At 57.2% G+C, this 24556-nt stretch carries 25 protein-coding genes; 12 read left to right on the top strand and 13 right to left on the bottom strand.

From position 1 onward, the window contains the following. The first annotated feature begins 19 nt into the window (after positions 1-19). Genes Y5S_RS10645 through Y5S_RS10635 form a run of 3 tightly spaced genes read left to right on the top strand, consistent with a single transcriptional unit; the run spans position 20 to position 2668 of the window. Positions 20-469, top strand: coding sequence for a response regulator (locus Y5S_RS10645; protein WP_035232869.1), 450 nt, complete (start codon positions 20-22; stop codon positions 467-469). Positions 470-498: 29 nt separating this feature from the next. Then, on the top strand, positions 499-1959 hold the full coding sequence (locus Y5S_RS10640) for an ATP-binding protein (RefSeq protein ID WP_035232868.1): 1461 nt from the start codon (positions 499-501) through the stop codon (positions 1957-1959). Beyond that, entirely contained in the window at positions 1949-2668 is a 720-nt protein-coding gene (locus tag Y5S_RS10635) for a DUF6901 family protein (protein ID WP_052041526.1), read from the top strand. Before Y5S_RS10640 ends, Y5S_RS10635 begins: the two co-directional genes overlap by 11 nt. Here the strand turns inward: Y5S_RS10635 and Y5S_RS10630 are convergent. Continuing rightward, positions 2637-3701, bottom strand: coding sequence for a transporter substrate-binding domain-containing protein (locus Y5S_RS10630; RefSeq protein WP_035232867.1), 1065 nt, complete (start codon positions 3699-3701; stop codon positions 2637-2639). The two genes, Y5S_RS10635 and Y5S_RS10630, sit on opposite strands and share 32 nt — an antisense overlap. A 23-nt stretch (positions 3702-3724) precedes the next feature. Between Y5S_RS10630 and Y5S_RS10625 the strand changes: the two genes are divergently transcribed. Beyond that, positions 3725-4204, top strand: a complete 480-nt coding sequence (locus Y5S_RS10625; RefSeq protein WP_035232866.1) for a cupredoxin domain-containing protein — start codon at positions 3725-3727, stop codon at positions 4202-4204. 201 nt (positions 4205-4405) lie between these two features. Then, positions 4406-5632 (top strand): alkaline phosphatase PhoX, encoded by a 1227-nt coding sequence (locus Y5S_RS10620; protein ID WP_035232865.1) that lies wholly within the window; start codon positions 4406-4408, stop codon positions 5630-5632. A gap of 279 nt (positions 5633-5911) precedes the next feature. On the opposite strand, the gene Y5S_RS10615 is transcribed toward Y5S_RS10620, so the two are convergent. Beyond that, on the bottom strand, positions 5912-8974 hold the full coding sequence (locus Y5S_RS10615) for an efflux RND transporter permease subunit (RefSeq protein WP_035232864.1): 3063 nt from the start codon (positions 8972-8974) through the stop codon (positions 5912-5914). Between the two features lie 11 nt (positions 8975-8985). Continuing rightward, positions 8986-10146, bottom strand: a complete 1161-nt coding sequence (locus tag Y5S_RS10610) for an efflux RND transporter periplasmic adaptor subunit (protein ID WP_035232863.1) — start codon at positions 10144-10146, stop codon at positions 8986-8988. An 89-nt stretch (positions 10147-10235) separates the two neighbouring features. Between Y5S_RS10610 and Y5S_RS10605 the strand changes: the two genes are divergently transcribed. Beyond that, a complete protein-coding gene (locus Y5S_RS10605) occupies positions 10236-10871 on the top strand; it encodes a TetR/AcrR family transcriptional regulator (RefSeq protein ID WP_035232862.1) in 636 nt (211 codons plus the stop codon). Between the two features lie 101 nt (positions 10872-10972). Then, on the top strand, positions 10973-11365 hold the full coding sequence (locus tag Y5S_RS10600; protein ID WP_035232861.1) for a hypothetical protein: 393 nt from the start codon (positions 10973-10975) through the stop codon (positions 11363-11365). Between the two features lie 560 nt (positions 11366-11925). Here Y5S_RS10600 and Y5S_RS10595 read toward each other — a convergent pair. The 7 genes from Y5S_RS10595 to Y5S_RS10565 all read right to left on the bottom strand — a co-directional run bounded on the left by Y5S_RS10595 (position 11926) and on the right by Y5S_RS10565 (position 18533). After that, positions 11926-12156 (bottom strand): hypothetical protein, encoded by a 231-nt coding sequence (locus Y5S_RS10595; RefSeq protein WP_035232860.1) that lies wholly within the window; start codon positions 12154-12156, stop codon positions 11926-11928. Next, positions 12153-13514 carry a cell envelope integrity protein CreD gene (gene creD, locus Y5S_RS10590; protein ID WP_035232859.1) on the bottom strand — a complete coding sequence of 454 codons (1362 nt, stop codon included), beginning with the start codon at positions 13512-13514 and terminating at the stop codon, positions 12153-12155. The genes Y5S_RS10595 and creD overlap by 4 nt, the downstream gene beginning before the upstream one ends. 196 nt (positions 13515-13710) lie before the next feature. After that, on the bottom strand, positions 13711-15123 hold the full coding sequence (creC, locus tag Y5S_RS10585) for a two-component system sensor histidine kinase CreC (RefSeq protein WP_035232858.1): 1413 nt from the start codon (positions 15121-15123) through the stop codon (positions 13711-13713). Further along, positions 15120-15776, bottom strand: a complete 657-nt coding sequence (gene creB / locus Y5S_RS10580) for a two-component system response regulator CreB (protein WP_035232856.1) — start codon at positions 15774-15776, stop codon at positions 15120-15122. The genes creC and creB overlap by 4 nt, the downstream gene beginning before the upstream one ends. Positions 15777-15849: 73 nt before the next feature. Further along, entirely contained in the window at positions 15850-16332 is a 483-nt protein-coding gene (locus Y5S_RS10575) for a hypothetical protein (protein ID WP_035232854.1), read from the bottom strand. Then, positions 16332-17333: a putative solute-binding protein gene (locus tag Y5S_RS10570; protein ID WP_035232852.1), complete on the bottom strand. Its 1002-nt coding sequence runs from the start codon at positions 17331-17333 to the stop codon at positions 16332-16334. The genes Y5S_RS10575 and Y5S_RS10570 overlap by 1 nt, the downstream gene beginning before the upstream one ends. 33 nt (positions 17334-17366) lie before the next feature. Next, positions 17367-18533, bottom strand: coding sequence for an oxygenase MpaB family protein (locus tag Y5S_RS10565; RefSeq protein ID WP_197055135.1), 1167 nt, complete (start codon positions 18531-18533; stop codon positions 17367-17369). A gap of 116 nt (positions 18534-18649) precedes the next feature. Here Y5S_RS10565 and Y5S_RS10560 point away from each other — a divergent pair, with 116 nt between their 5' ends. Further along, a complete protein-coding gene (locus tag Y5S_RS10560) occupies positions 18650-19279 on the top strand; it encodes a PadR family transcriptional regulator (RefSeq protein ID WP_035232849.1) in 630 nt (209 codons plus the stop codon). A 72-nt stretch (positions 19280-19351) separates the two neighbouring features. Beyond that, complete coding sequence (locus Y5S_RS10555) at positions 19352-19714, top strand: SpoIIAA family protein (RefSeq protein WP_035232846.1); 363 nt, start codon at positions 19352-19354, stop codon at positions 19712-19714. A 180-nt stretch (positions 19715-19894) separates the two neighbouring features. Here the strand turns inward: Y5S_RS10555 and Y5S_RS10550 are convergent, their stop codons facing one another. Further along, positions 19895-20338, bottom strand: a complete 444-nt coding sequence (locus Y5S_RS10550; protein ID WP_081939730.1) for a GAF domain-containing protein — start codon at positions 20336-20338, stop codon at positions 19895-19897. Between the two features lie 241 nt (positions 20339-20579). On the opposite strand from Y5S_RS10550, the gene Y5S_RS10545 reads away from it, so the two are divergent. The 3 genes from Y5S_RS10545 (at position 20580) to Y5S_RS10535 (ending at position 22679) form a co-directional block, all read left to right on the top strand. Next, complete coding sequence (locus Y5S_RS10545) at positions 20580-21197, top strand: TetR/AcrR family transcriptional regulator (RefSeq protein WP_035232842.1); 618 nt, start codon at positions 20580-20582, stop codon at positions 21195-21197. A gap of 108 nt (positions 21198-21305) precedes the next feature. After that, entirely contained in the window at positions 21306-22268 is a 963-nt protein-coding gene (locus Y5S_RS10540; protein ID WP_035232840.1) for an NAD(P)H-dependent flavin oxidoreductase, read from the top strand. An 18-nt stretch (positions 22269-22286) separates the two neighbouring features. Beyond that, a complete protein-coding gene (locus Y5S_RS10535; protein WP_035232838.1) occupies positions 22287-22679 on the top strand; it encodes a nuclear transport factor 2 family protein in 393 nt (130 codons plus the stop codon). A 56-nt stretch (positions 22680-22735) separates the two neighbouring features. On the opposite strand, the gene Y5S_RS10530 is transcribed toward Y5S_RS10535, so the two are convergent. Together Y5S_RS10530 and Y5S_RS10525 are read right to left on the bottom strand one after the other, a co-directional pair. Beyond that, positions 22736-23065, bottom strand: a complete 330-nt coding sequence (locus Y5S_RS10530; protein WP_035232836.1) for a potassium channel family protein — start codon at positions 23063-23065, stop codon at positions 22736-22738. 257 nt (positions 23066-23322) lie between these two features. Continuing rightward, on the bottom strand, positions 23323-24522 hold the full coding sequence (locus Y5S_RS10525) for a class I SAM-dependent rRNA methyltransferase (RefSeq protein ID WP_035232834.1): 1200 nt from the start codon (positions 24520-24522) through the stop codon (positions 23323-23325). Positions 24523-24556 lie beyond the last annotated feature (34 nt).

The following is a 24556-nucleotide window of genomic DNA, read 5'->3' as shown; positions in this document are numbered from 1 at the left end:
TGACTCAAAGGGAGCTACCATGTATCAGATCATGCTCGTTGATGATGAGGATTACATCCTCAAGGCCCTGCATCGCACCCTGTCATTGAATACCGACTGGCAGGTGGAAACCTACCAAGACCCCCACGAGGCATTACGTCGCGCCCGCACCACCGTGTTCGATGCCGTTGTCACGGACTTCATGATGCCGGAGATGAACGGGGTGGAGTTGTTGCAGGAAATTCGCGAACTGCAACCTGATGCCATCCGCATTCTGCTCACTGGCGTGATTGATATCGAAACCGTCATGTCCGCCATCAACAAGGCCGGTGCATTCCGCTTTATTCCCAAACCCTGGGAAGACAAGCAACTTCTGGAAGCACTACGCGAAGGCATGAGGTTCCACGACATCCTGCTGGAAAATCGCATCCTGGCGCAGAAAGTCCGCGAACAGGAAAAAGCATTGCAGAGCCTGGGGCTTGGCGACTGAATTCACCCCGATATATGCGGTAAAGGGCCATGGAAACAATCTGGGCATCTTCAGACATCATGGGCATTGAAGCACAGGGACTGTTCCTCATTGCCTCGACACTGATCCTGCTGATCATTATTTTCTTTCTCTACAAGACTTATCGGACTTCCATGAACGTGGAGGCCCGGCTAAGCGAGTTTTCCTCACTGACCAATGACACCTTCGGGCGGCGGCTGCGGCTGATTGAAGTGAATGCCGATGAGCACAAACTCAACAAGCAGGCACTCGGGCCACTGGGCAGGATTATCGATGAGTACTGTGTGCTCACCACCAATCGCGATGGGATGATCACTTTCGCCAACGGCAAGTTCCTGTCGCTGAGCGGTTTTTCCTTCCAGCAACTTATCGGCAAGCCGGAAGCGGTGAATCATCCGGCGGCGGATATGTTGCCGTCTGGCGCTGGCGTAATGCAGTGCGAACGGGCACTTTCCGGTGTATGGAATGGCGAAGTCTGCAACCGCCGTCCGGATGGCTCGGTGTACTGGATGAACATGTTCCTGTTCCCGCTTTCCTACATTTCCGATGAAGATGACGGCTACATTTATTTCGGCACCGATATTACCGAGATCAAGGCGGAAAATTCGGAACTGCACCAGGCAGTGATGGACAAGGACCAGAAGCTCAATGAAGTGGAGTCTTTGTTGCTGCATTCCGAAAAAATGGCATCCCTGGGCACCATCTCGGCGGGCATCGCCCATGAGATTAACAACCCGATTGCCTTCCTGGCCTCCAACATCAATCGTTGCAAGGAATATCTGACTGCCATGAGCGGAGTAATCCGCGGGCTGGAAAAGCGTATTACCGCAGAGAAGTTTGACCGCTTTCTGGCCATTGAAGGCGGCGATATACCAGAGAGAAAGAAGCTGGATTTCATGCTGGATGACCAGGAAATCCTGGTGCATGAAACGGTGGAAGGCATCGACCGGATCAAGAAAATCATTCGCGATCTGAAACACTTTTCCCATAATCAGCCGGACAAGTTCTCATCCATTTCTCTTGCCGACTGCATTGATTCGTCACTGAATCTGGCCCGACACGAGCTGAAGAACCGGATTACGGTTGAGCGACAGATCCCGGAAGACCTGCCAGCCCTGCAGGGATCGGAAAGCCAGCTTTCCCAGGTGTTCATGAACCTGTTCGTCAACACCGCCCAGGCGATTCAGGGCAAGGGAAAAATCCGCATTGAGGTAAGCTGCGATGATGAATGGTTCACCCTGAACATCGCGGATGACGGCCCCGGGATTCCCGATGACAAGATTGACCAGATCTTCGAGCCGTTCTTTACCACCAAGCCCATTGGGCAGGGCACCGGGCTGGGGTTGTCTATTTCCCATGACATCATTCAGCAGCACGGGGGCAGCATGTCGGTGAAAAGTCAGCAGGGCGAAGGCACCACCTTCACGATCCAGTTACCACGCCGCCAACGCGGTGAGGCTCATGCAGCCTGATATCCTCTACCGGATTCAGGATGCGAATGGCACAGATGTCCGCATCCCGATTCATTTGCAGGAAGATCACTCCATTGCTGTACCGGACGACTTCTCCCCCCCTGCCTGGGCAAAGCTGGACTATTGCCAGTGCAGCCATTGCCCCCTGACCACCGACACCCATGCCTATTGCCCGATTGCCCGCAACCTGGCTTATCTGTTACCCCGGTTACCTTCAGGGGAGTCCTACCGGACGATCTCGCTGGAAGTGAAAACCGAGCCGCGCAATTACCAGCAGGACACCACATTGCAACGGGCGCTGGGCTCCCTGTTCGGGCTGATATGCGCCAGTAGTGATTGCCCGCACACTCGATTCCTGCGCCCCATGGCGCGTTTTCATCTTCCGCTTAGCTCTCACACAGAAACCCTGGTACGCAGTACCAGCCTCTATCTGCTTCAACAGATTGTGCAGAATCGGGAGGGAGAACAGGCGTCACTGGCAGGGCTGAACGAACGCTACCAAACGTTGAACGAACTCAATCAATGTTTCGTTAAACGCTTCCATGACCGCAATCTTTCGGACGCCCCCGTCAATGCCATGGTATTGCTGAAAACCATTGCCCAGCATCTCAACTGGAATCTGGAGGATGATCTGTCAGAGCTGGCTCCGCTGTTCGGCACAACGGAGCCGGGAGGGTCTACGAATCGTTTTTCCCAAGGTAGCGGTTGAGGATCATTCGCCACTCTTCCGTTGGCAATACATTCAGCATGGCCAGATTCAATGGCTCCTGTAACGGGCTCTCGTTAGCAACCGCAAACGCATAACTTTCCTCACGGATCAGATTCGGCAGCACCAACAGATTTTTGTCGTCGCGATCGCGAAGCATGTAACGCATGACTGGCGCATCGGAAACCATGGCATCGATTTCCCCCAGTGCGACTGCGCGCATGCCCTGCTTGAGGTTGTCGTAGGGTTTGTAGTGAATCCCCTGCGCCGCCAGCCACTGGGCACCACTGGTGTTGGCCACACTCCCCACGTTAACCCGGAGCAAATCCGATACGCCACTGATGCGGGTCTGTAATTTATTCACCGTGACACTGGAGGCAATCGCGGCAGTAAAACCGGAAATGGTAATGATGCTGGCGAACATCCAAATCAAACCCAGTGCTCTCCCTGCCGGGCTCACGGGAGCCTTGTCGCCATAGCCCACCGTGGTCATGGTGACCGCTGACCACCAGAAACCATTGCCGATACCTTGACTCATGGAACCACCGAATTGCTCCGGATTACGGCGGCGCTCGAACAGCCAGATCAACACACCAATGATCAACAACACCAGCCCAAGCGCCAGCACCGCTGAAAAGAATTTCCAGGTAAACAGGTTACGCAGGGTGACCAGCCAGCCGCTGGGCTCACTACGGGTGGCGATACCCAATCCGCCTCGGAACATGGGCTGGGAAAAGTCCAGGCGCCGCTCACGATCCGCCGTCACACTGATGGCACCAACCGCCAAATCCGCTTGCCCCAGCTCTACCGCTTCGAGCATTTCATTGACGCTACGATAGGGGCGGTAGCGATACTCAATCTCGGCCTGCTCAGCTACCTTTTCCCACAATTCCACGCTGATACCATCCCAGCGCTCACCACTCTGAAAACTGAAGGGTGGCGAGGCTTTTACCGCTACCGTTAGGGGTGCAGCTTGCACCAGCGACACCATGACCAACAGCAAGCTGGTGGCCAAAACACGGATTCTGAGCGACATTATCCCTCCTGGATCAATTTTGGATGACGGTTTTGCGGGTACGAGCACTTGTCGCGCTGACCACGTTTTTGTGGGCACAGGGTAGCTGGGGTCATGGCATTCTGCCAGACGAGATCCCCATGGCGGCCGGCACCGCCCTGCGTGAACCCGGACAACTGACGGCCACCCCCGTGCTGTTCAGCAAACGCTGGCAGCCAGCACAACTGTCATTCCCACAGGGCGTCTCGCGGGCACTCACCTTCACCAACCACAGTGATGACTGGCATCTGTTTGCACTTGGCGACAACACCGCCCTGCGCGACCAGAACCTGATCCACCGGTTGATGCCGGACCTCCGCAAGGATTACCCCAACACCCGCCTGAGTGAGCCCGGCAGCACCGTGAGCCTGCCCTGGCGCTTTGATGTAGCCGGCCTCTTTGAATTGCGTTGCGTGAGGGCGGATCATCAGCAACAGGAACCTTCGCTGCTGATCAAGGTAGTACCCTACACACCTCCAAGGTGAACCTCTCTGCGCTGTGCATCGGCGGATTCTCTAAGGAAAAGATCGTAGATCACGATGAATCTTCGATGACATTTCGCTCAAACGTGAACAGCGTCATGCCTGATGGCGTTATGCCATGCACCACGTCACCTTTTTTGTCGCATTTGATCGGTACCCTGCCGCCAACTTGACCACTTTGATCACTTCATGGAGGAAGGGAAAATGTCCCAGAAGACAACGCTATCCCGTCGTGACCTGCTGAAACAGGGCTCCCGTGGCCTCGCGGTATTGGCCGTGGGCCCCAGTCTGCTGGCCATCAGCCAGCCACTTTCCGCCCGTACTCTCACCGAGGTGGGCCCTCTGCAGGCACCCGACAGCAATGGCATTCGTCTTCCTCAAGGGTTCTCTTCCCGTATCGTGGCGGCCGCCGGCCAACGCGTACGCCGCAGCTTCTGGAACCGCACTCGTTACCACTGGCACAGCTACCCGGACGGTGGCGCCACCTTTGCCACGGACGATGGCGGCTGGGTGTATGTTTCCAACAGTGAGACGATCAGTCTGCTGGGGGGCGGCGCCGGTGCCATTCGTTTTCATGCGGATGGTTCAGTGAATGATGCCTACCGCATTCTTGGCGGCACCAACCTGAACTGCGCCGGCGGCCTGACGCCATGGCATACCTGGTTATCCTGTGAAGAAACCGATTTCGGCCGGGTCTATGAGTGCGATCCCCTCGGCCAAAAAGCGGCACAATTGCGCCGCGGACTGGGTTACTTCAAACATGAGGCCGCCGCCGTCGACCCGGTCTTCAATATGGTCTACCTCACTGAAGATGAAGGCGATGGCCGCTTCTACCGATTCATCCCCGCGGGCGTCAACCAGGACGGCTCGCTGAATCTGGATGAAGGCGTCCTGCAAGCCGCCGCCGTGGACGAACAGGGCTATGTGAGCTGGCTGGATGTCCCCAACCCCAACCCGCGTCTGCTGCAAACCCCGACTCGTGAACAATTACCTCAAAGCACCGCCTTCGATGGCGGCGAGGGCTGCTGGTACAGCCACGGCCAGGTGTACTTCACTACAAAAGGCGATAACAAGGTCTGGCAGCTGGACACCAACCTGAACCAGCTGACGGTGATTTACGATGCCGCTACCGCCGCCAATCCGATCCTCACCGGCGTGGACAATCTCACCGTGTCTGGCGGTGGCGATGTACTGGTGGCAGAAGACGGTGGCGATATGCAGATTGTCGTCATTGATAAACAAGGCGAGGTGGCACCGTTAATTCAGGTCACCGGCCAGGATGATTCCGAAATCACCGGCCCCGCATTCAGCCCGGATGGCACCCGGTTGTATTTCAGTTCCCAGCGCGGCAGTGATCTGTTTGGTGGGGGTAATGGCTTTGGAATTACCTATGAAATTACCGGTCCGTTTGCGGATTTTATGACCCTGTAGCCCCCTCTGCATGAGCCCAGCTTGCCTGGGCGAGATTGAAAGCCAGATACGAGTGACGAGTTTCGAGTTGCGAAAGGCAAAACCCGGTGCACGGTTTCATGGGTTCTTGGTTTTCGAAACTCGTTACTCATAACTCGAAACGCTTCACTCGGATCGGCCAGGCAAGCTGTGCTCCTGCTATCTTTTCGCGGCGGCTCCGCCGCGATAAGCAAAAAAAAGCCCCGGCAAAGAGGCCGGGGCAAGGGGAAGGCCGGAGGGTTCCGGCAGACTCTGCGTTTGTCAGGAGGTGGGTGCGTGCTCTTCCTTCACCCGGAACCAGGCCGCGTAGAGCGCGGGCAGGAACAGTAAGGTCAGGGCGGTGGCAACGATCAAGCCGCCCATGATCGCTACCGCCATGGGACCGAAGAACACACTGCGCGACAGTGGAATCATGGCCAGCACGGCGGTGAGCGCCGTGAGTACGATGGGACGGAAGCGACGCACGGTGGATTCGATGATCGCATCCCATGCAGTGAGACCTTGCTCCATATCCTGGCCAATCTGATCCACCAGAATCACCGCATTTCGCATGATCATGCCCGCCAGGGCAATGGTGCCCAGCATGGCCACAAACCCGAAGGGCTTCTGGAACAGCAGCAGGAACAAGGTGACACCGATCAAGCCCAGCGGCGCGGTCACGAACACCATCAACGACAGCGGCATACTGCGTAGCTGCAGCATCAGCAAGGTAATCACCACCAACACAAACAGCGGCATCCCGGCATTCACGGATTTCTGGCCACGGGCGGATTCTTCCACTGTACCGCCCACTTCCAGCAGATAGCCCGGCGGCAAGTCTGCCTGAACGTCTGCCAGTGTCGGCATGATCTGATTCACCAGCGTGGCAGGCAGCGCCTCATCCGAAATATCCGCACGAATGGTTACCGTTGGCAAACGATCACGATGCCAGATGATGCCTTCCTCGAAACCATACTCCAGGGTAGCAATCTGGTTCAGCGGCACCCGGCCATTCTCGGTCTGCACGGCCAGGTTACCCAGCAAGCCCAATGCTTGACGTTCGTGGCGGTCACCGCGTACTTCCACGTTGATCAGTTCGTTATCTTCCCGGTACTGACTCACCGCCACACCGGAAATGCTGGCCTGTAGCGCCACCGACAAATCTGCCGTGGAAATTCCCAGTGCCCTCGCCCGGTTTTGATCAATATTGAGGCGAATCACTTTGCTGGGCTCTTCCCAATCCAGATGCACATTCATGGCATGAGGGTTGGCGCGCACTTTCTCGGCTACCCGGCGGGCCAACGCTCGCACTTCTGGAATGTGTTCGCCGGAAACGCGGAACTGCAGCGGATACCCCACCGGCGGCCCGTTTTCCAGACGCGATACCCGGGTGCGCACAGTGGGGAATTCTTTATTGGTGAGATCAATCAACCAACTACGAATTTCCTCTCGTTCTTCCACATTGCGCGCCAGAATCACGAACTGCGCTTGAGAGGCAGCCGGCAGCTTCTGATCCAGTGAGAGATAGAAACGCGGGGTACCGCTACCCATGTAGCCGACATAACTTTCGATCAGTGGATTTTCTTCCAGATGCTCTTCAAGCCGCATGGCCAGTTCCTGGGTCGCGGTCAGCGACGCGCCTTCTTCCAGTTTCATGTCCACGATCAATTCCAGGCGACCTGAGGCCGGGAAGAATTGCTGTGGCACAAAGCGGAAAAGAAACACGGAAAAGATGAAGATCCCCACCGTCAGGGCGATTACCGTCTTGCGATAACGTACGCACCATTCCACCCAACGACGCACTTTCTGGTAGAACGGTTTTTCGTAAGGGTCGTGCACTTCACCTTCATCATTGCGGCGAGCCAGCGACGGCAACAGCTTGTCACCGAGATAGGGGACGAAGACCACCGCCGCTACCCACGACGCCAGCAACGAAATAGTGACTACCTGGAAAATGGATCGAGTGTATTCACCGGTGCTGGATTCCGCAGTAGCGATAGGCAAAAAGCCGGCTGCAGTGATCAAGGTACCCGTGAGCATGGGAAAGGCGGTGCTGGTCCAGGCGAAACCCGCCGCCTTGAGACGGCTGAAGCCCTGCTCCATCTTGATGGCCATCATTTCCACGGCAATGATGGCATCATCCACCATCAGCCCCAGCGCCAGTACCAAGGCACCGAGGGAAATCTTGTGCAGGCCAATATCGAAATATTTCATGGCCGCAAAGGTCATGGCCAGCACTAGCGGAATCGACAATGCCACCACCATGCCGGTGCGCCAACCCAGGGAGAAGAAGCTCACCAGCAGCACGATGACCAGCGCCTCCATGAGTACCTTAACAAATTCGCCCACGCCAGCTTCTACCGCTGCCGGCTGGTCAGATACCTTACGCAGCTCCATGCCCACCGGCAGACTTTTCTGTAATTCGGTAAAGGCCTTGTCCAGGTTTTCACCCAGTTTGAGAATGTCACCGCCTTCTTTCATGGAGACCGCAATGCCAATGGCATCTTCACCCATGAAGCGCATACGCGGTTGTTGCGGATCACTGAAACCGCGGAACACATTGGCAATGTCATCCAGCCGCAGGGTGCGGTTTTCCACCTGGATCGGAAAACTGCGAATGTCATCTACGCTGTTGAATTCACCCGACACCCGCAGGCGCACCCGGTCCGTTGGTGTTTCAAAAAAACCGGCATCGGCTACCGCATTCTGGGATTCCAGCGCCTGCTGCACGGTCACCAGGGGGATGCCCAGTGAAGCCAGCTTGGTATTGGAAATTTCGATCCAGATTTTTTCGTCTTGCAGCCCGATCAACTCCACCTTGCCCACATCCTGCACCCGTTGCAGCGCCAGTTGCAGGCGGTCGGCGTAATCTTTCATGATGGCGTAGTCAAACCCTTGGCCACTTAGCGCATAAATATTGCCGAAGGTGGTACCAAATTCATCATTGAAGAAAGGACCGAGTGCATCACGAGGCAGGGTATGGCGAATGTCCCCCACTTTCTTGCGCACCTGATACCAGAGCTCACCGATTTCGGCCGAGCGCATTTCATCACGGGCCATAAACATGACCAGTGATTGGCCCGGCCGTGAATAGGATTGAATGTGCTCGAAGTCACCGGTTTCCATCAATTTCTTTTCGATGCGCTCGGTGATCTGCCGGGAAACATCCTCAGCACTGGCACCGGGCCACAGAGTATTGATGGTCATCACCTTGAAGGTGAACGGCGGATCTTCACTTTGCCCCAGATTAGCGTAGGAGATCGCCCCCATGGCACCGAGCAGAATCATGGCGTAGAGCACCAGCGCCCGGTTCTTCAGCGCCCATTCGGACAGATTGAAAGACATGGCGGCGCTCCTTATTCAGGCTGCTCGGCGGGAGCCTCAACGGGGCGTTTCGCCTCGGTGGCCACATCCATGGGAACCTGGGTCAGTTCTACCTGGCGGTTACTGCGATCCACCGGAATCACCGGCTGGCCTTCGCGCAGTAGATGCGTTCCTGCTGCCACCACCCAGTCGCTGGCGCGCAAACCGGCCAACACGGGCACCACCTGTTCCTGGTAGGGACCGACTTCCACCGGCGTTTTCTTCAAGGTAGCGCTCGCCGGGTCTACCACCCACACGTAGGTTTCTTCCTGCTCTGCAGTGAGAGCCGAGAGGGGAATGCTCAAGGTTTCGCTGGTGGCCGCCTGGGCGAATACCCGTGCAGACTGACCCAACTCAGCGCCCACCGCGTCATTGTCAAACGCCACACGGGCTTCAAAGGTGCGCGAACGGGGGTCGGCAGCAGGTGACAGCTCGCGCAATTTACCGGTAAATAACTGCCCCGGACGGGACCACAATTCGATCGCAACCGGCATGCCAATGGTAAAGCGCCCCACATCCTGTTCCGGCAGATCGATTCGCACTTCGCGATCACCATCCACGGCCAACACAAAAACCGGCTGGCCGGGAGACACAACCTGACCCGCTTCCGCCAGACGTTGCGCCACAACACCAGCCTGAGGGGCCTTGAGCGCAGCATAATCTGCCTGGTTGCGGGCCACCTTCAGGTTGGCACCCGCCTGGCGCAACTGCGCAGCACTGGCGTCAAAGCGGCTTTCTACAGCATCAAACTGGGAACGGCTGATCACCTGTCGTTCCTGCAATTCGCGGTAACGCTCCAGCTCGCTCTTGGCCAGTTTGTGATCGGCCTGGGCTGACGCGAACTGGGCGCGTGCCGCATCCAGCTGGAGACGAACGTCATCGGTATCCAGACGTGCCAACGTTGCGCCCTCGCTGACGCGATCGCCCACGTCCACCAGACGCTGGCTGATCTTGCCGCCAATGCGGAAACCCAGCTCCGGCTCATAGCGGGCACGCACCTCACCCGGGAACACATCCTGGCTGGCACCGGAGGACAGCGGCTGTGTCACCAGCGCCGGCCTGGGCGCTTCCTGATGCTCCTGATCCGGATCAGAACATCCCTGCAGACCAAGTAAACCGGCCATCAGGGCCGGAATAACCGCGTAACGCAACATGGCACTCCCCTCGTCTCCGGCTGCTTGCCGGTATGCTATACTCACCGGTATAGTAATTTTACTAAACTGAACCGTCCAGTATTGAAATTATGTCAGCCAATGTCTCCACGGCCAACCGGGGCCGACCGAAAGATCCCGCCAAGCGCACCGCCATCCTCGATGCGGCCAAGCAGCTGTTCCTGTCTTGCGGCTTCAGCGGCACCAGCATGGACGCCGTTGCCAAGAAGGCCGGGGTCTCGAAACTCACGGTTTACGGCCACTTCAGCGACAAGGAGACCCTGTTCTCGTCCGCTGTAGAAGCAAAATGCCATAACACCTTGCCCGAACCGATCTTCGCCCTGGACCCTGAGCAGCCCATCCGCGCCACCCTCACCCGCATCGGACTGGCTTTCTCCGGGCTGATCAACAGCGAGGAAGTGATCGCCCTGGAACGGCTGATGTGCACCATGGCGACGCAGGACCCGGAAATGTCGCGCCTGTTCTTCGAGGCCGGGCCACAACGTACCCTCACCGCCATGGAGAACCTGATCCGCAACGCCAATCAGGCAGGATTACTGGACGTACCAGACCCCAAGCGCGGCTCGGAAAATTTCTTCGCCTTGCTGCAAGGCTGCGAGCACATGCGCACCATGATTGGTTACCGTGACCCCATGACCTCCGCTGAATCGCAACCTCATGTAGAGCAAGCTGTGGAAATGTTCCTGCGGGCCTACGCCACCCACTAACGCTCCCGAAACCTTTCGCGCATACCCTATTTGGGTGACGCGGATGCCAAACGATTTCGCTACCCTGAGCCAATCGGGAATATCGGAGCACGGGAGGCGTGATGAAGGGGGCAATAGCACTGGTTGTGTTGCTGTGTTCACCGCTTGCTGTTGCCGATTACGACTCCTCTATCGATGCGGATAGCTGCTGGGATGGACGCACCCCGACAGGCTCTCCCTGCATGGTGGTCGCGGACAGCAAGTGGAGCACCTACACCGAGGGCAAGTTCATCGTCACCTATCGCAATGTTTGCGATCACCGCATCTATGCCCGCTTCTGCAATGAAAGAAACACAGGCAATGCGGACTGCGGTGCATCAGGTATTGCTGCCGGCGACACCAAGAGCTGGAGCACCTACAAGGCGAGCGGAGAACACCGCTATCGCTGGATTGGCGTCACCGATGCCTCCAAGGATTGGGTCTGCTCCGGCAAGGTGGATAGCTGGAACGACTAGTCTTCCGCCTCCCCAGCCACTTTTTGCTTTTTTTGATCGTTATCTGCATCACCCTCGTTTAACCGACCCCCCAACGTGGTCGGTTTTTTTTTGGTTCATCGCGGATTTCCGGGAAAGCCTGATTTAATCCCCCTTTCCGTAGGAGCGTCGCTGGCAAAGCCTCCCTGCCGTTCAGTGACCGGCAGGGGTTTGAGGGTGTTGTGGGAGTGGACGTTCGGCCACGATGCGCGGTAGCGCCTGGCAAGGTATTTCGCGGCGGAACCGCCGCTCCCACAGATGCAGCAGCTCGCCCAGACGCTGATGTCCACTCACCGTGGGAGCGGGTGTTTGCTATACCCTCCGAGTGCGACTGCGAAATAGCCTTTCTGTGCGAATATGGACTGACGAAACGAGAGAGAGCTGGAACACCAAAGGTTAATCGCTGGCAACAACGCTGTGGGAGTGCGGTTCCGCCGCGATGAGCCAGGCCAAGTCGAAACCTCCTTTCATGATCTCACCACAGAAGCCACAGCCAGGCTGTCGCCATAGAACCGCACATTGGCGTCACCCGCCGTCAGGCTTTACGTTAACGGCGTTCGGCAAGCCTTCAGCAACGCCCGCCCCCTTCGGCGAGCCCCCAGATACCACCACGACAACCCCAGGCCCCGCATGGCATCGCGATCATTGGCATCCCGAGCCAATGCCTGCTGAGCCAGGCGCAAGGCCTGGCTCAGCAGCAGAGTGCGTTGCGAAGGATGCTGACGAGCCTGCATCACCAAGCCATGCAATTTCACCCGCGCGGCCTTTTTCATGAGCCTGCCTCGCTGCTGACCGACGCTTTCAGGTTGGCCCGGCCTGCCGCAGCAAACCCGTACCAATCCAGTTTCCGGGTAACCAGCATGACCGCAGACAGGGCAGCGAACAGTAGCAAGGCTCCCAGCAGCAACGCATAGTCTTCCGCCATCAGAATGCCGTAGATCAATCCTTGCACCAGCAACAAACTGCCGGCAAATCCCCAGCCCGACGCTGGCGAGCGCATCACCGCCATCAGATACACACCGATCAGCGCACAGCAGGACAACGCCGCCGCGAGATAAGCCCAGGCAAAATCGATATGCTCGCTAAGTGCCACCAGCAGCAGATAAAACATGGCCAGCGCCAGCCCCACCAGCAAGTACTGCATGGCATGCAGCGGGTACCGGCGCAGCACTTCGAACAGGAAGAACGCCGCGAACGCGAGCCCGACAATCAGAAAGCTGTACTTCAACGCCCGCTCGCTGGAGAGCAAGCCGGTGACGGGTTGTACTAGGCGCACACGTAGCGACTGATCTTGCTCGTTACACAAACCATCACCCTGAGCGCAGTGGATCGCGCTTGCTGCCGCCAGGCTGTTAGTACGCCACTGGCTTGTGAAGCCTTCGGCATTCACCTCTCTCTCAACTGGCAGCACCAGACCTTCAAAACTCGGGTGAGGCCAATCTGCCCGCAGAGCCATTCGGGTTTCTTTCGCCAACGGCAAGGCAGACAGCGACTCTGTGCCATTCAGGTTAAGGCGCACCTTTACCGTAAATGCACCCTGAATATCCTTGGGCAACTTCACTGCAACTGCGCTATCACCAAGGCCGGAGGGAAGCTGCTCCGTTTCCACCAGAGGCTGAGGCACATCGTTCACAAAAATTTGTGGACGTTCCACCAAACCGCGCAAGTCCGCAATCTGCATCACCAGCAGCGGAGCCTGTGAAGAGGCAACCTGTTCCGGTTGCGTCACACGCTGCCAGCTGGCCGGAAATACCGCCTCCAGTTGCAACAGGCTGCGGTACACAGGCGTGCCATAAATCCCGCGATAACGCATATGTGTTTGCAATTCGCCATCCACGCTCAGCGTGTCTGGAATCGCACTTTCCAACACCTGCCGGTGCCGTTCGATACGGCAGTCTTTTGATGCATCGCAATCTGACTTTTCTGCCAGATAACGACGCACACGTGGCACAACCAGCATCGGACCACTGATTTGCTGCTCACCACTAACCTGACGTGCAATCTCATGCTTTACCCGCCAGGCCTCATTGCTTCTGTCGCTCACCTTACCCTGGATCATCATCAACGGGATGACTAACACCAGCATCAAGCCGGCAATGGTCAGCATTTTCAGAAAAAGATTGTTTCGCATGGGTCCTCTCCCCTTGGTTAATGGGGAAAGGATGACGAGGCAATGGGAGGGTTGTGTGGGGATTGTGTGGGGAAAGCCAGTTTCGGGTAACGCGTTTCGAGTCGCGAAAACCTTCAACCAAAACAGACTTCAGGATTTTGAATTTCGAAACTCGCTGCTCGTGACTCGTCACTGAGGCGACCGCAGCTCCCCACAGCTATGCTGGCAGATTGAGGGTCACCGCCACCCCGTCACCGGTGTTTTCTACCTGCAGTGTGCCGCCATGCAGGCTGGCAATTTCTTCCACCATGGCCAAGCCAAGGCCAGAGCTTTTTTCTGCTTCTGGTGCAGCAAGGGAATAAAAACGTTCTGTGACGCGGGGCAAGGCATAATCCGGGATCAGCGGCCCGGTATTGATGACGCAAAGCGATGGGGGCGTGACGGCAACCGTCAACACCGTTTCCCGGGCAGCAAAGCGCAGCGCATTATCAAGCAGATTGAATAACGCCAGCTTTAGCGTTTCCGGTTCCGCCAGCAACGTCTCGTCTTCGCCACTTACCTCGACCCTGAGCGACTTTTCCTGCAACAGCGAATAGCGGCTTGCTTGCCATTCCGACACCATCGCTGCCATTTCCAGCGGCATTTTTTGTGCCGGCAGGCTTTCCAGCTTTTCCAGCCTGGCCATGGCCAGCAACCGGTCCAGCAGCTCACTGAGCCGCACACTTTCATGGACCACATTATCCGTGAAGCGCTGCAGGGCAGGCTCGTGGATTTCCTCGGCCAGAATTTCCCCTGCGCCCCGTATCGCCGCCAACGGACTTTTCATTTCATGGGTCAACAAGGTCACGTTGTCTTCCAGACGCGCCCGATCTTCCAGCCTGCGGCGCATGGCCGTCACCGCATCGGCCAGCGCACGGATCTCATCGCGACCATGAAAATTCGGTGGCGCAGCACGCTCACCGCTGGCCACGGCTTCGGCATAACGGCGCAGCCGATTCACCCGGCGACTCAACCACCAGGCCAGCAGGCCGCCCAATACCAGACAGAACAACAGCACACCACCGCCATACAACATCAAGTGACGTTCTGCGCGCTGCACGAAGGGTTCAATGGAGCGGCCCGGCTTACCCAGACTGATCACGCCGATAAGGCTGCCGTCATCCCGAATCGGTGCGGCCACATACATAACGGAGGTAGAGGGGTCGGCAGGATCGTTGCGCGTAGTTCGCGCTCCATAGCCGCCCTGAAGGGTCAGATAGACATCGTTCCAGCGAGAAAAATCTTCGCCTTCGTCACGCCCCTGAGAATCAAACAACACCACTCCATCGGGGCCGGTGATATAGACATGAGTGTGAATGCCACCCTTCTTCATTCCCCAGATTTCGGCATCTGGTGTGCGTGCCGCATAGCGCTGCAAGGCTTCACGCAGCTGCGGGGTAATCACCACCTGGCCATTGTGCGCATCCACTGCCACCATTTCCGCCAGCAGGTTGGCAGCATCCACCAGGGTTTCTTCCGCCGACTGACGCACCAGCGGCTTGGCCTGACTGAATACCATGTCCAGTACGAACCAGCCCAGCAAACCAAGAATCAGAAAATAAAACAGCAGCAGACTCTGACCGAGCTTCACGGGTTTTCCAGGTAGTAGCCGATACCCCGGCGGGTGGCGATCAAGGCATCGGCTTGCAAGGGTTTGAGCTTGGCTCGCAGGGTTTTGATGTGCGTGTCCACGCTCCGTTCAAAGCTGTCTTCGTCGCTGTCGCAGATATCCAGAAGATGCGCACGACTGAACACCTGCCCCGGATGCTGAATCATGGCAGCCAGAATCCGGTATTCGGAACGGGTCAGTGACAACGCCTGCCCCTTGCAGAGAATCTGCGCGCCTGCCTCATCCAGCTGCCAGAGCGAATCCTGCTCCCGAGGCGCCAGACGCTTGAGAATCGCCCGAATCCGCGCCACCACTTCGCGGGGGCTGAAGGGCTTGGTGACATAGTCATCACCACCCAGCTCAAGGCCGAGAATACGATCCACCTCTTCCTGCCGCGCGGTCAGAAACAGCACCGGCACCTCACTGGTCTGACGCAGGCGCTTTAGCACCTCAAAGCCGTTGATATCCGGCAGCCCCACATCCAATACCACCAGATCCACTTTTTCACTGCCCAACCGGGAAAGTGCATCTTCGCCCAGCGCCACATGGCTTACCGAAAAATGCTCTCGCTCCAGCGCATACATCAGTGGTTCCGCAATGCGGGGTTCGTCATCAACTATCAGTATTCTTGCCACAGGTGATTATCCAGATCAGCAGTATCGGCATGATAACCAGAGCATCGCGCTCTGCCCAGCCGTACAAAACCACTCACCACTCCCGGCTTTGTGTGTGTATCTCCTTAATGAGAAGCGCGTCATCGCGCTGCTCCAGAACCAGAGCGATGCGGTTCTCGCGATTCAGGCTACTGCGGAACAGCTCGTAGCGCTCCTGTTGCTCAACCGTGACCTGCCAGCGCGTACGGCCTCCTTCATTGGCAACCTTGCGCACCACGGGCTTGTCGAAGTGAAATTCATGCACAGAAGCGAACAACCATAATGCTCGCTGCTGCTGCAGAAATTCATCGCGGGTCAGCGATATCAGCATCGGCTCCTCATCCGCCATCAACAGGGTGACCTGCACCGTCACATCATCCGCCAGCATGCTGGCCAATAGCCCATTATCCTGCTGCCTCAACACCGTTTCATACGCCTTCACAAAATCCGCAGGGCTTTGTGTGGAGGCGTTATCGCCATACCCGACAAGGGAGAAACTCGACAACAAAACCACCATCAGCATTCGCAGCTTATGCATCACCAGGGCCTCCCGTTACCACACTCCGCACGGACTGGATCGACCTTGCAGCGAACTTTTTTCATCCACCCCATCATGTCCTTGTCGTATACACCGGACTCAATCAGGAACAGACGCGCCCCATTCATCATTTCGGTATAACGCTCCCGGTCCTTGTCAGGAGGGGGATAGAAGAACAGCAGTTCATCTTCTGCCGCACGGACCACTTTCATTGCCGACGCAAACTGATCAGAAAAATAGCGCCGCGAACGCGCCATAAAGTCGTCTGAGAAATGCTCATGGCGCAGCACCAGTTGCATGGTGAGCTGTGCGGTGGCCATCTTGACCACAATGCCTTTTGCCCCTACCCCGCGATAAAGCTCCAGGGGACGATAGGCCACCGCCGGTGCCGCGATCACATCCACCACACCGTTGTTGAATTTCGATGAAAAATTACTGATATCCGACAGCTCCGGCCTCACCCCGATGTGCTCTGCCATCAGCGACTGGGCAGGGTCGTTGTCAAACACCGCCATGCTATGGCCCGCCATTTTTTCTACGCTGTTGATGGTGCGGTCGTTGATAAACAGATACGCCGCACCCAGCGGCAGAATGCCGGCAGTTTCATAGGCTCCGTGCCGCTGGCTTTCTGCCAGCTTCGGATGGGCCAGCAGTTCGATCAATGTCTGCAACGCCGCATAGGAATCCATCCCGCCAATGGCATCGATGCTGCCCGTAAAGGGCACGAACTGGCGGGCCCGGATGCCTGTCATCATCAACCCATCGCAGAAGCCGGCCTTGAAATCCTCTGCTGCCACTCGTTCATCAGTGAAGACTTTGAGGGAAACCGTCTCCCCCCAGCTGGCGGCCGCAACACGATACCCTTGCATCTGTTCCCATAAATCGCCCTGGGCGCCGATCAAACTGAAAACGCAGAGTGTGTTGGCCATAAGCCGGGGGGCCAGAAAACACAGCAACGTGACCAGGATGAACTGCCGCAGGATGAGGGTGATTTTTTTCATGTTATTCCCTGTAGTAACGGTACCGTTATCCGGCTAATGCGCCGTGCCCGCCGACGCCGGACTGACCAACCCTTCGCCACTCAACCGGGACAGCATTACCTTGCCCAGCCAACGCAACCCCGCGGGCATACCGGGCACGCGTTGCAAGCCTGCATACCCTGACAAGCCACTACGAAGCACGGACAGCACCCGCTTCCCGTCACGACCCGACGGGATGCCGAATGCATTGGCCTCCTCATCGCCCAATAGATAACGAAACAGTGCGGCATGCAGGTGACGAGGTAATCGTGAGGTCGGGCGCTGGTTGCTCAACCCCTTCAATAACGCCGCCATCACCGTTCTGGCATTATCGTCCGGGGCAAAAAACTGGCTCATCAATGCCGCATCGAAATCGTCCTGCTCTTGCTGAGATCGTCCCAGTAATGTTTCCGGCACTCCCATCAATCGGGTCGTATAGCGCCATACCAGACGATGCCCGGCTGCCTCCTCTTCACTGATTCGGGCACCCAGCAATCGCATGCAATCCAGCATCTGGGCCCCGAAGAACGCTGGGCCTGCGGCCGTGGCCAGCTGACTCACCGGCATTCCCTGTGCCTGCACATCCCAGCCCTGTTCCAGACACCGCATGCGCACCAGCGCATGCACCAGCCGCACATGCAGGCATGTCTCCCATACCCTGCCGCCGGGTGCCAGGGCATCACTATCACTCACCTTGAAAAACAGGGCTGCGGATTCGTTCAATCGGCGGGTCACGTTGGCCTCCAGACGCCCGGTGCCTACAAAAATGGCCGCGGCATCCGGGTGCCCAAAAGTTAGCGGCAAGACACCATACGTCAGCGCCAGAATCATGTGCGGAAAGTGTCGCTGTATCATGGCTCCACCACAGCGCATCACCTCAAAGTCCACCCACTCAGGCACGGCCTCCATATCTTCCAGAAAACGTCGGCATGCCGTATCCCCTTGCCTGGCCAACAGTCTGACCGCGGCCGCAGGCTGTCCCAGTGCCGCACCCTGTTCCCGCAGGCGCAAGGCAACCGTTTCCGCCAACGGGTCACCCTGGTAATGCCAATGCAGCATGGACTCGGCCCAGGCGGCATTCGCTCGCGGATCGCTGAGTTTGCCCCGCCCCACGATCAACGGGTTCTCTAACCTCCGATACCCTTCCTGCCCGACCGCTTCGGTGTGGGTTGTCACTTCCATGATGACCTCCGTTGTGTATTTTTTGGCCAGAATACGCCCTGCCTCAAAAATACTCAACATGTTGAGTATTAATCAAGTTTAATTATACGTACGCTGTCACACAGGAGGGGAATGCCATGTCCTTGCGTCACGTTTTACTGGTGTATCTGGGGAGCGGCGGAGCCGCTGGCTACGATATCGTCAAAGGCTTTCAGCACACTTACGGTTACTTGTGGAATGCCAGCTTTCAGCAGATTTATCGGGATCTGGGCAAGCTCCACGAGGAGGGTCTGCTGGATTGCGAAACGGTGGAGAATGCCCCTCGCCCCCCTCGCAAGGTCTACCAGCTGAATCAGGCAGGCTGGCAGGCGATGCAGGCCTGGCTGGCCAAGCCACTGCCGATTCCACGCATTAACGACGGCTTTATGGTCAAGCTTTCCGCAGTACATTTGCAGAACCCGGACGTATTGGCCGCCGAGCTGACGCAGCTACAGGCGCATTACCGGGATACACTTGAGTATCTGTACCGGAAACGGGCGGTGTTCGAGTCCCTGCCGCCAACCGTGCTGGAAAAATTCATGGGCGTTTTCCTCACACTCAAGCGAGGCATCCGTTTGGCAGAGACCTGGCTGGAGTGGTCTGAGGAAGTCGCTGAGGTGCTCGCCAAGCGCCAGTGGCAACAGGTGACCCCGGACGACATTCACCTGTTCCTGGAAACGCTGCAGGGTGACGGCCTGCCACAACCCCACAGTGGAACCGACAAATAAGAAGCCTTGCCGATAACGGCATGCATGGCATGATGAAGAAATCTGCAATGGCCCCAGGGAAAGGAGGCAACCATGCTGGAACTTATCGACAACCTGCCAGAAGACACCGTTGGCGTTAGTGGCCACGGCGAACTCACCGCATCCGATTACAAGCAGGTGTTGATTCCTGCCATCGAAGCCGCCCTTAGCGACCACAACCAGATCAGTTTTCTGTATGAACTGGGCCCCACCTTCGAATCCTTCTCTGCCGGCGCCATGCTGCAGGATGCTCTGGTGGGCCTGCGCCATCCGCTGAGCTGGCACAAGATTGCAGTGGTCACCAGCCACGACTGGATCGCCAAACTGGTCGGCCAGGCCAGTGCGATTATTCCGGGGGAGGTGAGAGTGTTTGAGTGGGCAGAGCAGAAAGATGCGTTGAGCTGGTTGGCGAGCTGAGAAGCAAGTTTCAAGATACAAGTTGCAAGGCGCGAACCAGGCCTCGGTTTATTCAAGGTTTGAATCCGCGCCGAACCGAGATCCGCGGGCAAGGCATTGCCTAATCAAAAACCGTGTCCGCGTTGCCTAATCACAAAGCTGGTCCGCGTTGCAACTTGAAACTTGTACCTTGCAACTGCCCTAACCCACCTGCCGCACGCTCAGTTTCAACGCATCCAGCAAATCCCGCCCTGCGCTGTGCAGTTCACGGATGTCCTTCAGGAAGAACGTTTTTTTGGCTTCTGTCTGCACTACCAATACACCGTAAAGCACGCTGTCGTATTCCAGCGGGATTCCCAGATAACTCTGGAAGCGCTCCTCGTCGGAACCGGCAATGTGAAAATAATCCTCATGGGCCTGAATATCCCGTGCCACGACCGGAGCCCGCGAGCGGGCCACCTTTCCGGTCAGGCCCTGGGAGAATGCCAGCGACGCCCCCAGTACACTCTGATTCAGGCCACTGGTAGCAACGATCTGCAGCGTCTGACTGACGACATCAGCTTGATAGAGGCTGCACACCTGAACGTTGAGACGGCTACGGACGGAATCGACTCGGGCATGCATAAAATCAGGGGGAAGTGGCACGGTAGATCCTTGGCTATTTTCTGCGCTTGTTGAGTCCCGAAACTCTTTCAAGTTTCGTGCCCAAATGCCACATCCCACGCTAAACACACCAAGAAACAAGGCACTAAACCTTGCTCAACGGCCTCCTTCGATCCCCCAAAGCCTTTCCGAAAAGCGATACCTCACCTCTCTGCCCCCCTGTGAAGCGCACTCCATCTTTTTGATTTACACTGTATACGCTCGATATAGACAGGAACCCTTTGTGGCCAAGAAAGCGAAAACCGAAGAAGAAATTGCCCTGTTCCGGGAGTCTGTCTGCGAAGCGGCGATCAAGCTGTTCATTGATCGTGGACCGCAGAACGTGACCATGCGGCAGATTGCCAGCGAGGTCGGGGTCAGCCCGATGACGCCGTATCGCTATTTCCGTGACAAGGACGAGATCCTCGCCACCGTCCGCGCTGCCGCATTCAACCGTTTCTCTACCGCGCTGGAAACTGCGGTGGCCAATGCGCCGGATGCCCGCAGCAAGGGCCGCGCCGTAGGTGATGCCTATGTGGATTTCGCCAAAACCTATCCCTCTGCCTACCAGCTGATCTTCTCGCTCCCCCAGCAGGATGAGGAGCAATACCCGGAACTGGTGGCTGCCAACGCCCGCGCCCAGAAAGCCATGGTCAATTACGTGGAAGAGATGATTGCCGCTGGCCTGCTGGAGGGAGATGCCCAACTGATCGGCTATATGTTCTGGGCTACGCTGCACGGCATCGTGGTGCTTGATCTGGCCAGCGGGCTGCGGGGCATGGACGGCACCACCCTGCGCGAGAAAATCATGCGCACCCTGTATGCCGGCATGAAGGTGCAGCCCCCCCATCTGGACGATTGACCATTTCGCTCACGGGCCGATCAAGTGCTCTTGACCAGAAAAATATACAGTGTAAATTTATAACGTAAATGATTTGCCCTTTGAGGCCCCAGTACGAGGAACGCGATCATGTCTTTGCCTGAATCCATTACGTCCCGGCTGCGTTTGCCGGTCATGTGCTCCCCCATGTTTATCATTTCCAACCCGGATCTGGTGCTGGCTCAGTGCAAGGCCGGGGTGATTGGCTCTTTCCCTTCACTGAACGCCCGCCCACTCTCCCAGCTGGACGAGTGGCTGCACCAGATCACCGAAGAACTGGCCAAGTGGGATCGCGAAAATCCTGATCAACCTGCCGCGCCTTTCGCGGTTAACCAGATTGTTCATCGCTCCAATGATCGCCTCGAAAAAGACCTGGAACTGTGTGAAAAGTACAAGGTACCGCTGGTCATTACTTCGCTGGGAGCCCGTGAAGAAGTGAACCAGGCAGTACACGGCTGGGGCGGTATCGTGATGCACGACATCATCGACAACTTCTTCGGCCGCAAGGCCATCGAGAAAGGTGCCGACGGGCTCATCGCCGTGGCCTCCGGGGCAGGTGGCCATGCTGGCACCCAATCCCCCTTCGCCCTGATTCAGGAATTGCGTCAGTGGTTCGATGGCCCGATTGCCCTGTCCGGCTCCATCGCCAACGGTCGTTCCGTGCTGGCTGCCCAGGCCATGGGCGCCGACCTCGCCTATATCGGCTCCATGTTCATCGCCACCGAAGAGGCCAATGCCGAACAGGCTTACAAGCAGATGATTGTGGACAGCAGCGCCAAGGACATCGTCTACAGCAACCTGTTCACCGGCGTACACGGCAACTACCTGGCACCGTCTATCGTCAACGCCGGCATGGACCCGAAAAACCTGCCGGAGAGCGATCCCTCTGCCATGAACTTCGGCTCCGGCGGCAACACCGACAAGAAAGCCTGGAAGGACATCTGGGGCTGCGGTCAGGGCATTGGCGCCATCGAGGCCGTACAGAGTGCAGGCGACGCTGTTGCCCGTCTGGCCGAAGAATACGCCGCCGCCAAGAAAGCATTGCTGGGCTAAGTCATTCGGGAGAGCATCATGGGCAGTAACACTGGTCTGTCGGCATGGCATGCTGTCGTCAAGAACAAGAACCTGGAACAGCTCAATGCGCTGATTGCTGACGAGGCCGTGTTCCACTCACCTCTGGTGCACACGCCTCAGGCAGGCAAGGCTCTCACCCTGGCCTACCTGACGGCGGCCATGCATGTGCTGGCGAACGACAGCTTTCACTATGTACGTGAAGTCAGCGAAGGCAATCACTCTGTTCTGGAGTTTGCGCTGGAGCTGGACGACATTGCAGTGAATGGCGTTGACATGATCACCTGGAACGATGACGGCAAGATCATCGATTTCAAAGTGATGATTCGCCCCTATCAAGCCATTGAAGCCGTGCGCACTCGCATGGCCGCCATGCTGGAAAAGTTGAAGTAGTGATTACCTGCCCCTCAGGCTGAACCTTTCTGGTCAGCCTGTCCGGGTGCAGACAACTAAACAGAAGAACCCGGCATATAACGATGGAACGCCTCAGTGGCAGCCGCTACCGTCACCGCCACAAACACCCCACTGAACATGATGCCCACCGTGGCAGTCGCCAGGGCCAACACCTTGCTTTTGCGACTGGAGGGACGGAAGTCTCCATAACCCACCGTCAGTGCGGTAATGAACGACCAGTAAAACGCATCGAAACGTGACCAGCCTTCCAGCCTCCCCACCCATTGCCCGAATAAAGTAATCAGCAGAAAAAAGAAGGCCAGCAACGGAAAACCCAACCGCATGGCTTTCAGAAAAAGTTCGAGAAACAGCAGCGTAAATTCCATTTACTCCTTCCTGAAAACAGTTTGCCGCGAGCTGCAGTTTTTTCCTCGCTGTCGCTCGGATCACCATGCGAGCATAAGCCCCTACAAGGTGCATAGGTTTTCTGGTTACGCCGAACTCAACGAGCTGGAAGGATTTTCAGTTCTTCAACAACCGCCGGGAACTTTTCAGAGCCGTTCTATCGAATCGGGCGTAGCTCGTAGCTCGTAGCTCGTAGCTCGTAGCTCGTAGCTCGTAGCTCGTAGCTCGTAGCTCGTAGCTATTGGCTGAAGTTCACCCGGCAGAACCAGCTTTTCAAGTACGACGTCTCCGGGATCGCAGGGTGCACGGGATGATCCGGCCCCTGCCCTTCGTAGCCGATCACCTGCAAGCTGCGATCAATATGGCGTGCGCTGGACTGCACCACATCCAGCAAGCGATCCGCCGGCATATGCATGGAGCATGACGCCGAGATCAGATAGCCGCCCGGCTTCACCAGTCGCATGGCCAACTCGTTGATAGCGTGATAACCCGCCAGGCCATTCTTGAAGTCTTTCTTGCGCTTCACGAAGGCCGGCGGATCCAGCACCACCAGATCATACTTTTCGCCATCCGCGATCAGCTGCTTCATGGCCGCAAAAGCATCGCCCTGAATGGAGCCAACCTTGTCGCCTACGCCGTTGAGCTCGGCATTACGGTGCACATAACCGATCGCCGTTTCGGAAGCATCCACGCAGGTCACCGATTCCGCGCCCGCCAGTGCCGCCTGCACACCCCAACCGCCGCAGTAGGAAAATACATCCAGCACCCTTGCGCCCTTGGCAAGCGCCGCCATTTTTTGCCGCGCAGCCCGGTGGTCGTAGAACCAGCCTGTCTTCTGACCTTCGGCCAGAGGCGCAGTGAAATGGGCACCATTTTCAGTCAGAGAAATTTCATCCAGCAGCTCGCCCTTGAGTGCACGGGTATAGCGCTCCATACCTTCAATTTCGCGGGCAGCAGCTTCGTTCTTGGCAATGATATGGGAAGGGTTCAGCACCGCATCCAGGGCACTGACGATAACGTCCAGATGGGACTCCATGGCACCAGAACCGGTCTGCACCACCAGCACATCATGGAAACGATCCACCACCAGCCCAGGCAACCCATCGGCCTCACCAAAGATCAACCGGTAGCAAGGGGAATCGAACAGGGTTTCGCGCAGGGACAGCGCCTGCTCGATACGCTTCTTGAAGAAACTGCGTGACAGCTCCTGCTTCACATCGCGACTGTAAAGGCGAGCAGCGATCAGGGAATGGGGGCTCAACAAGGCGCGCCCCAGCGGTTTGCCCCGGCTATCCTCCACTACGCAGGCCGCGCCTACCGGCAGATCCTTGAGTGGAGTCTGACGAGTGTCGATCTCGTTGGCATAGACCCACAGGTGGCCGGCCTTGAGACGGCGTTCTTCATTCTTGCGCAGGCGGATAACGGTCGGTTCGGTCATGGTAGCTACATTGGCTGACGGGAAAGGGCGCATG

The sequence above is a fragment of the Alcanivorax nanhaiticus genome, assembly GCF_000756665.1.
Lineage (GTDB): Bacteria > Pseudomonadota > Gammaproteobacteria > Pseudomonadales > Alcanivoracaceae > Alcanivorax > Alcanivorax nanhaiticus.
The sequence above is the reverse complement of the archived record's forward strand: the minus strand, read 5'-3'. Positions and strand labels throughout refer to the sequence as shown.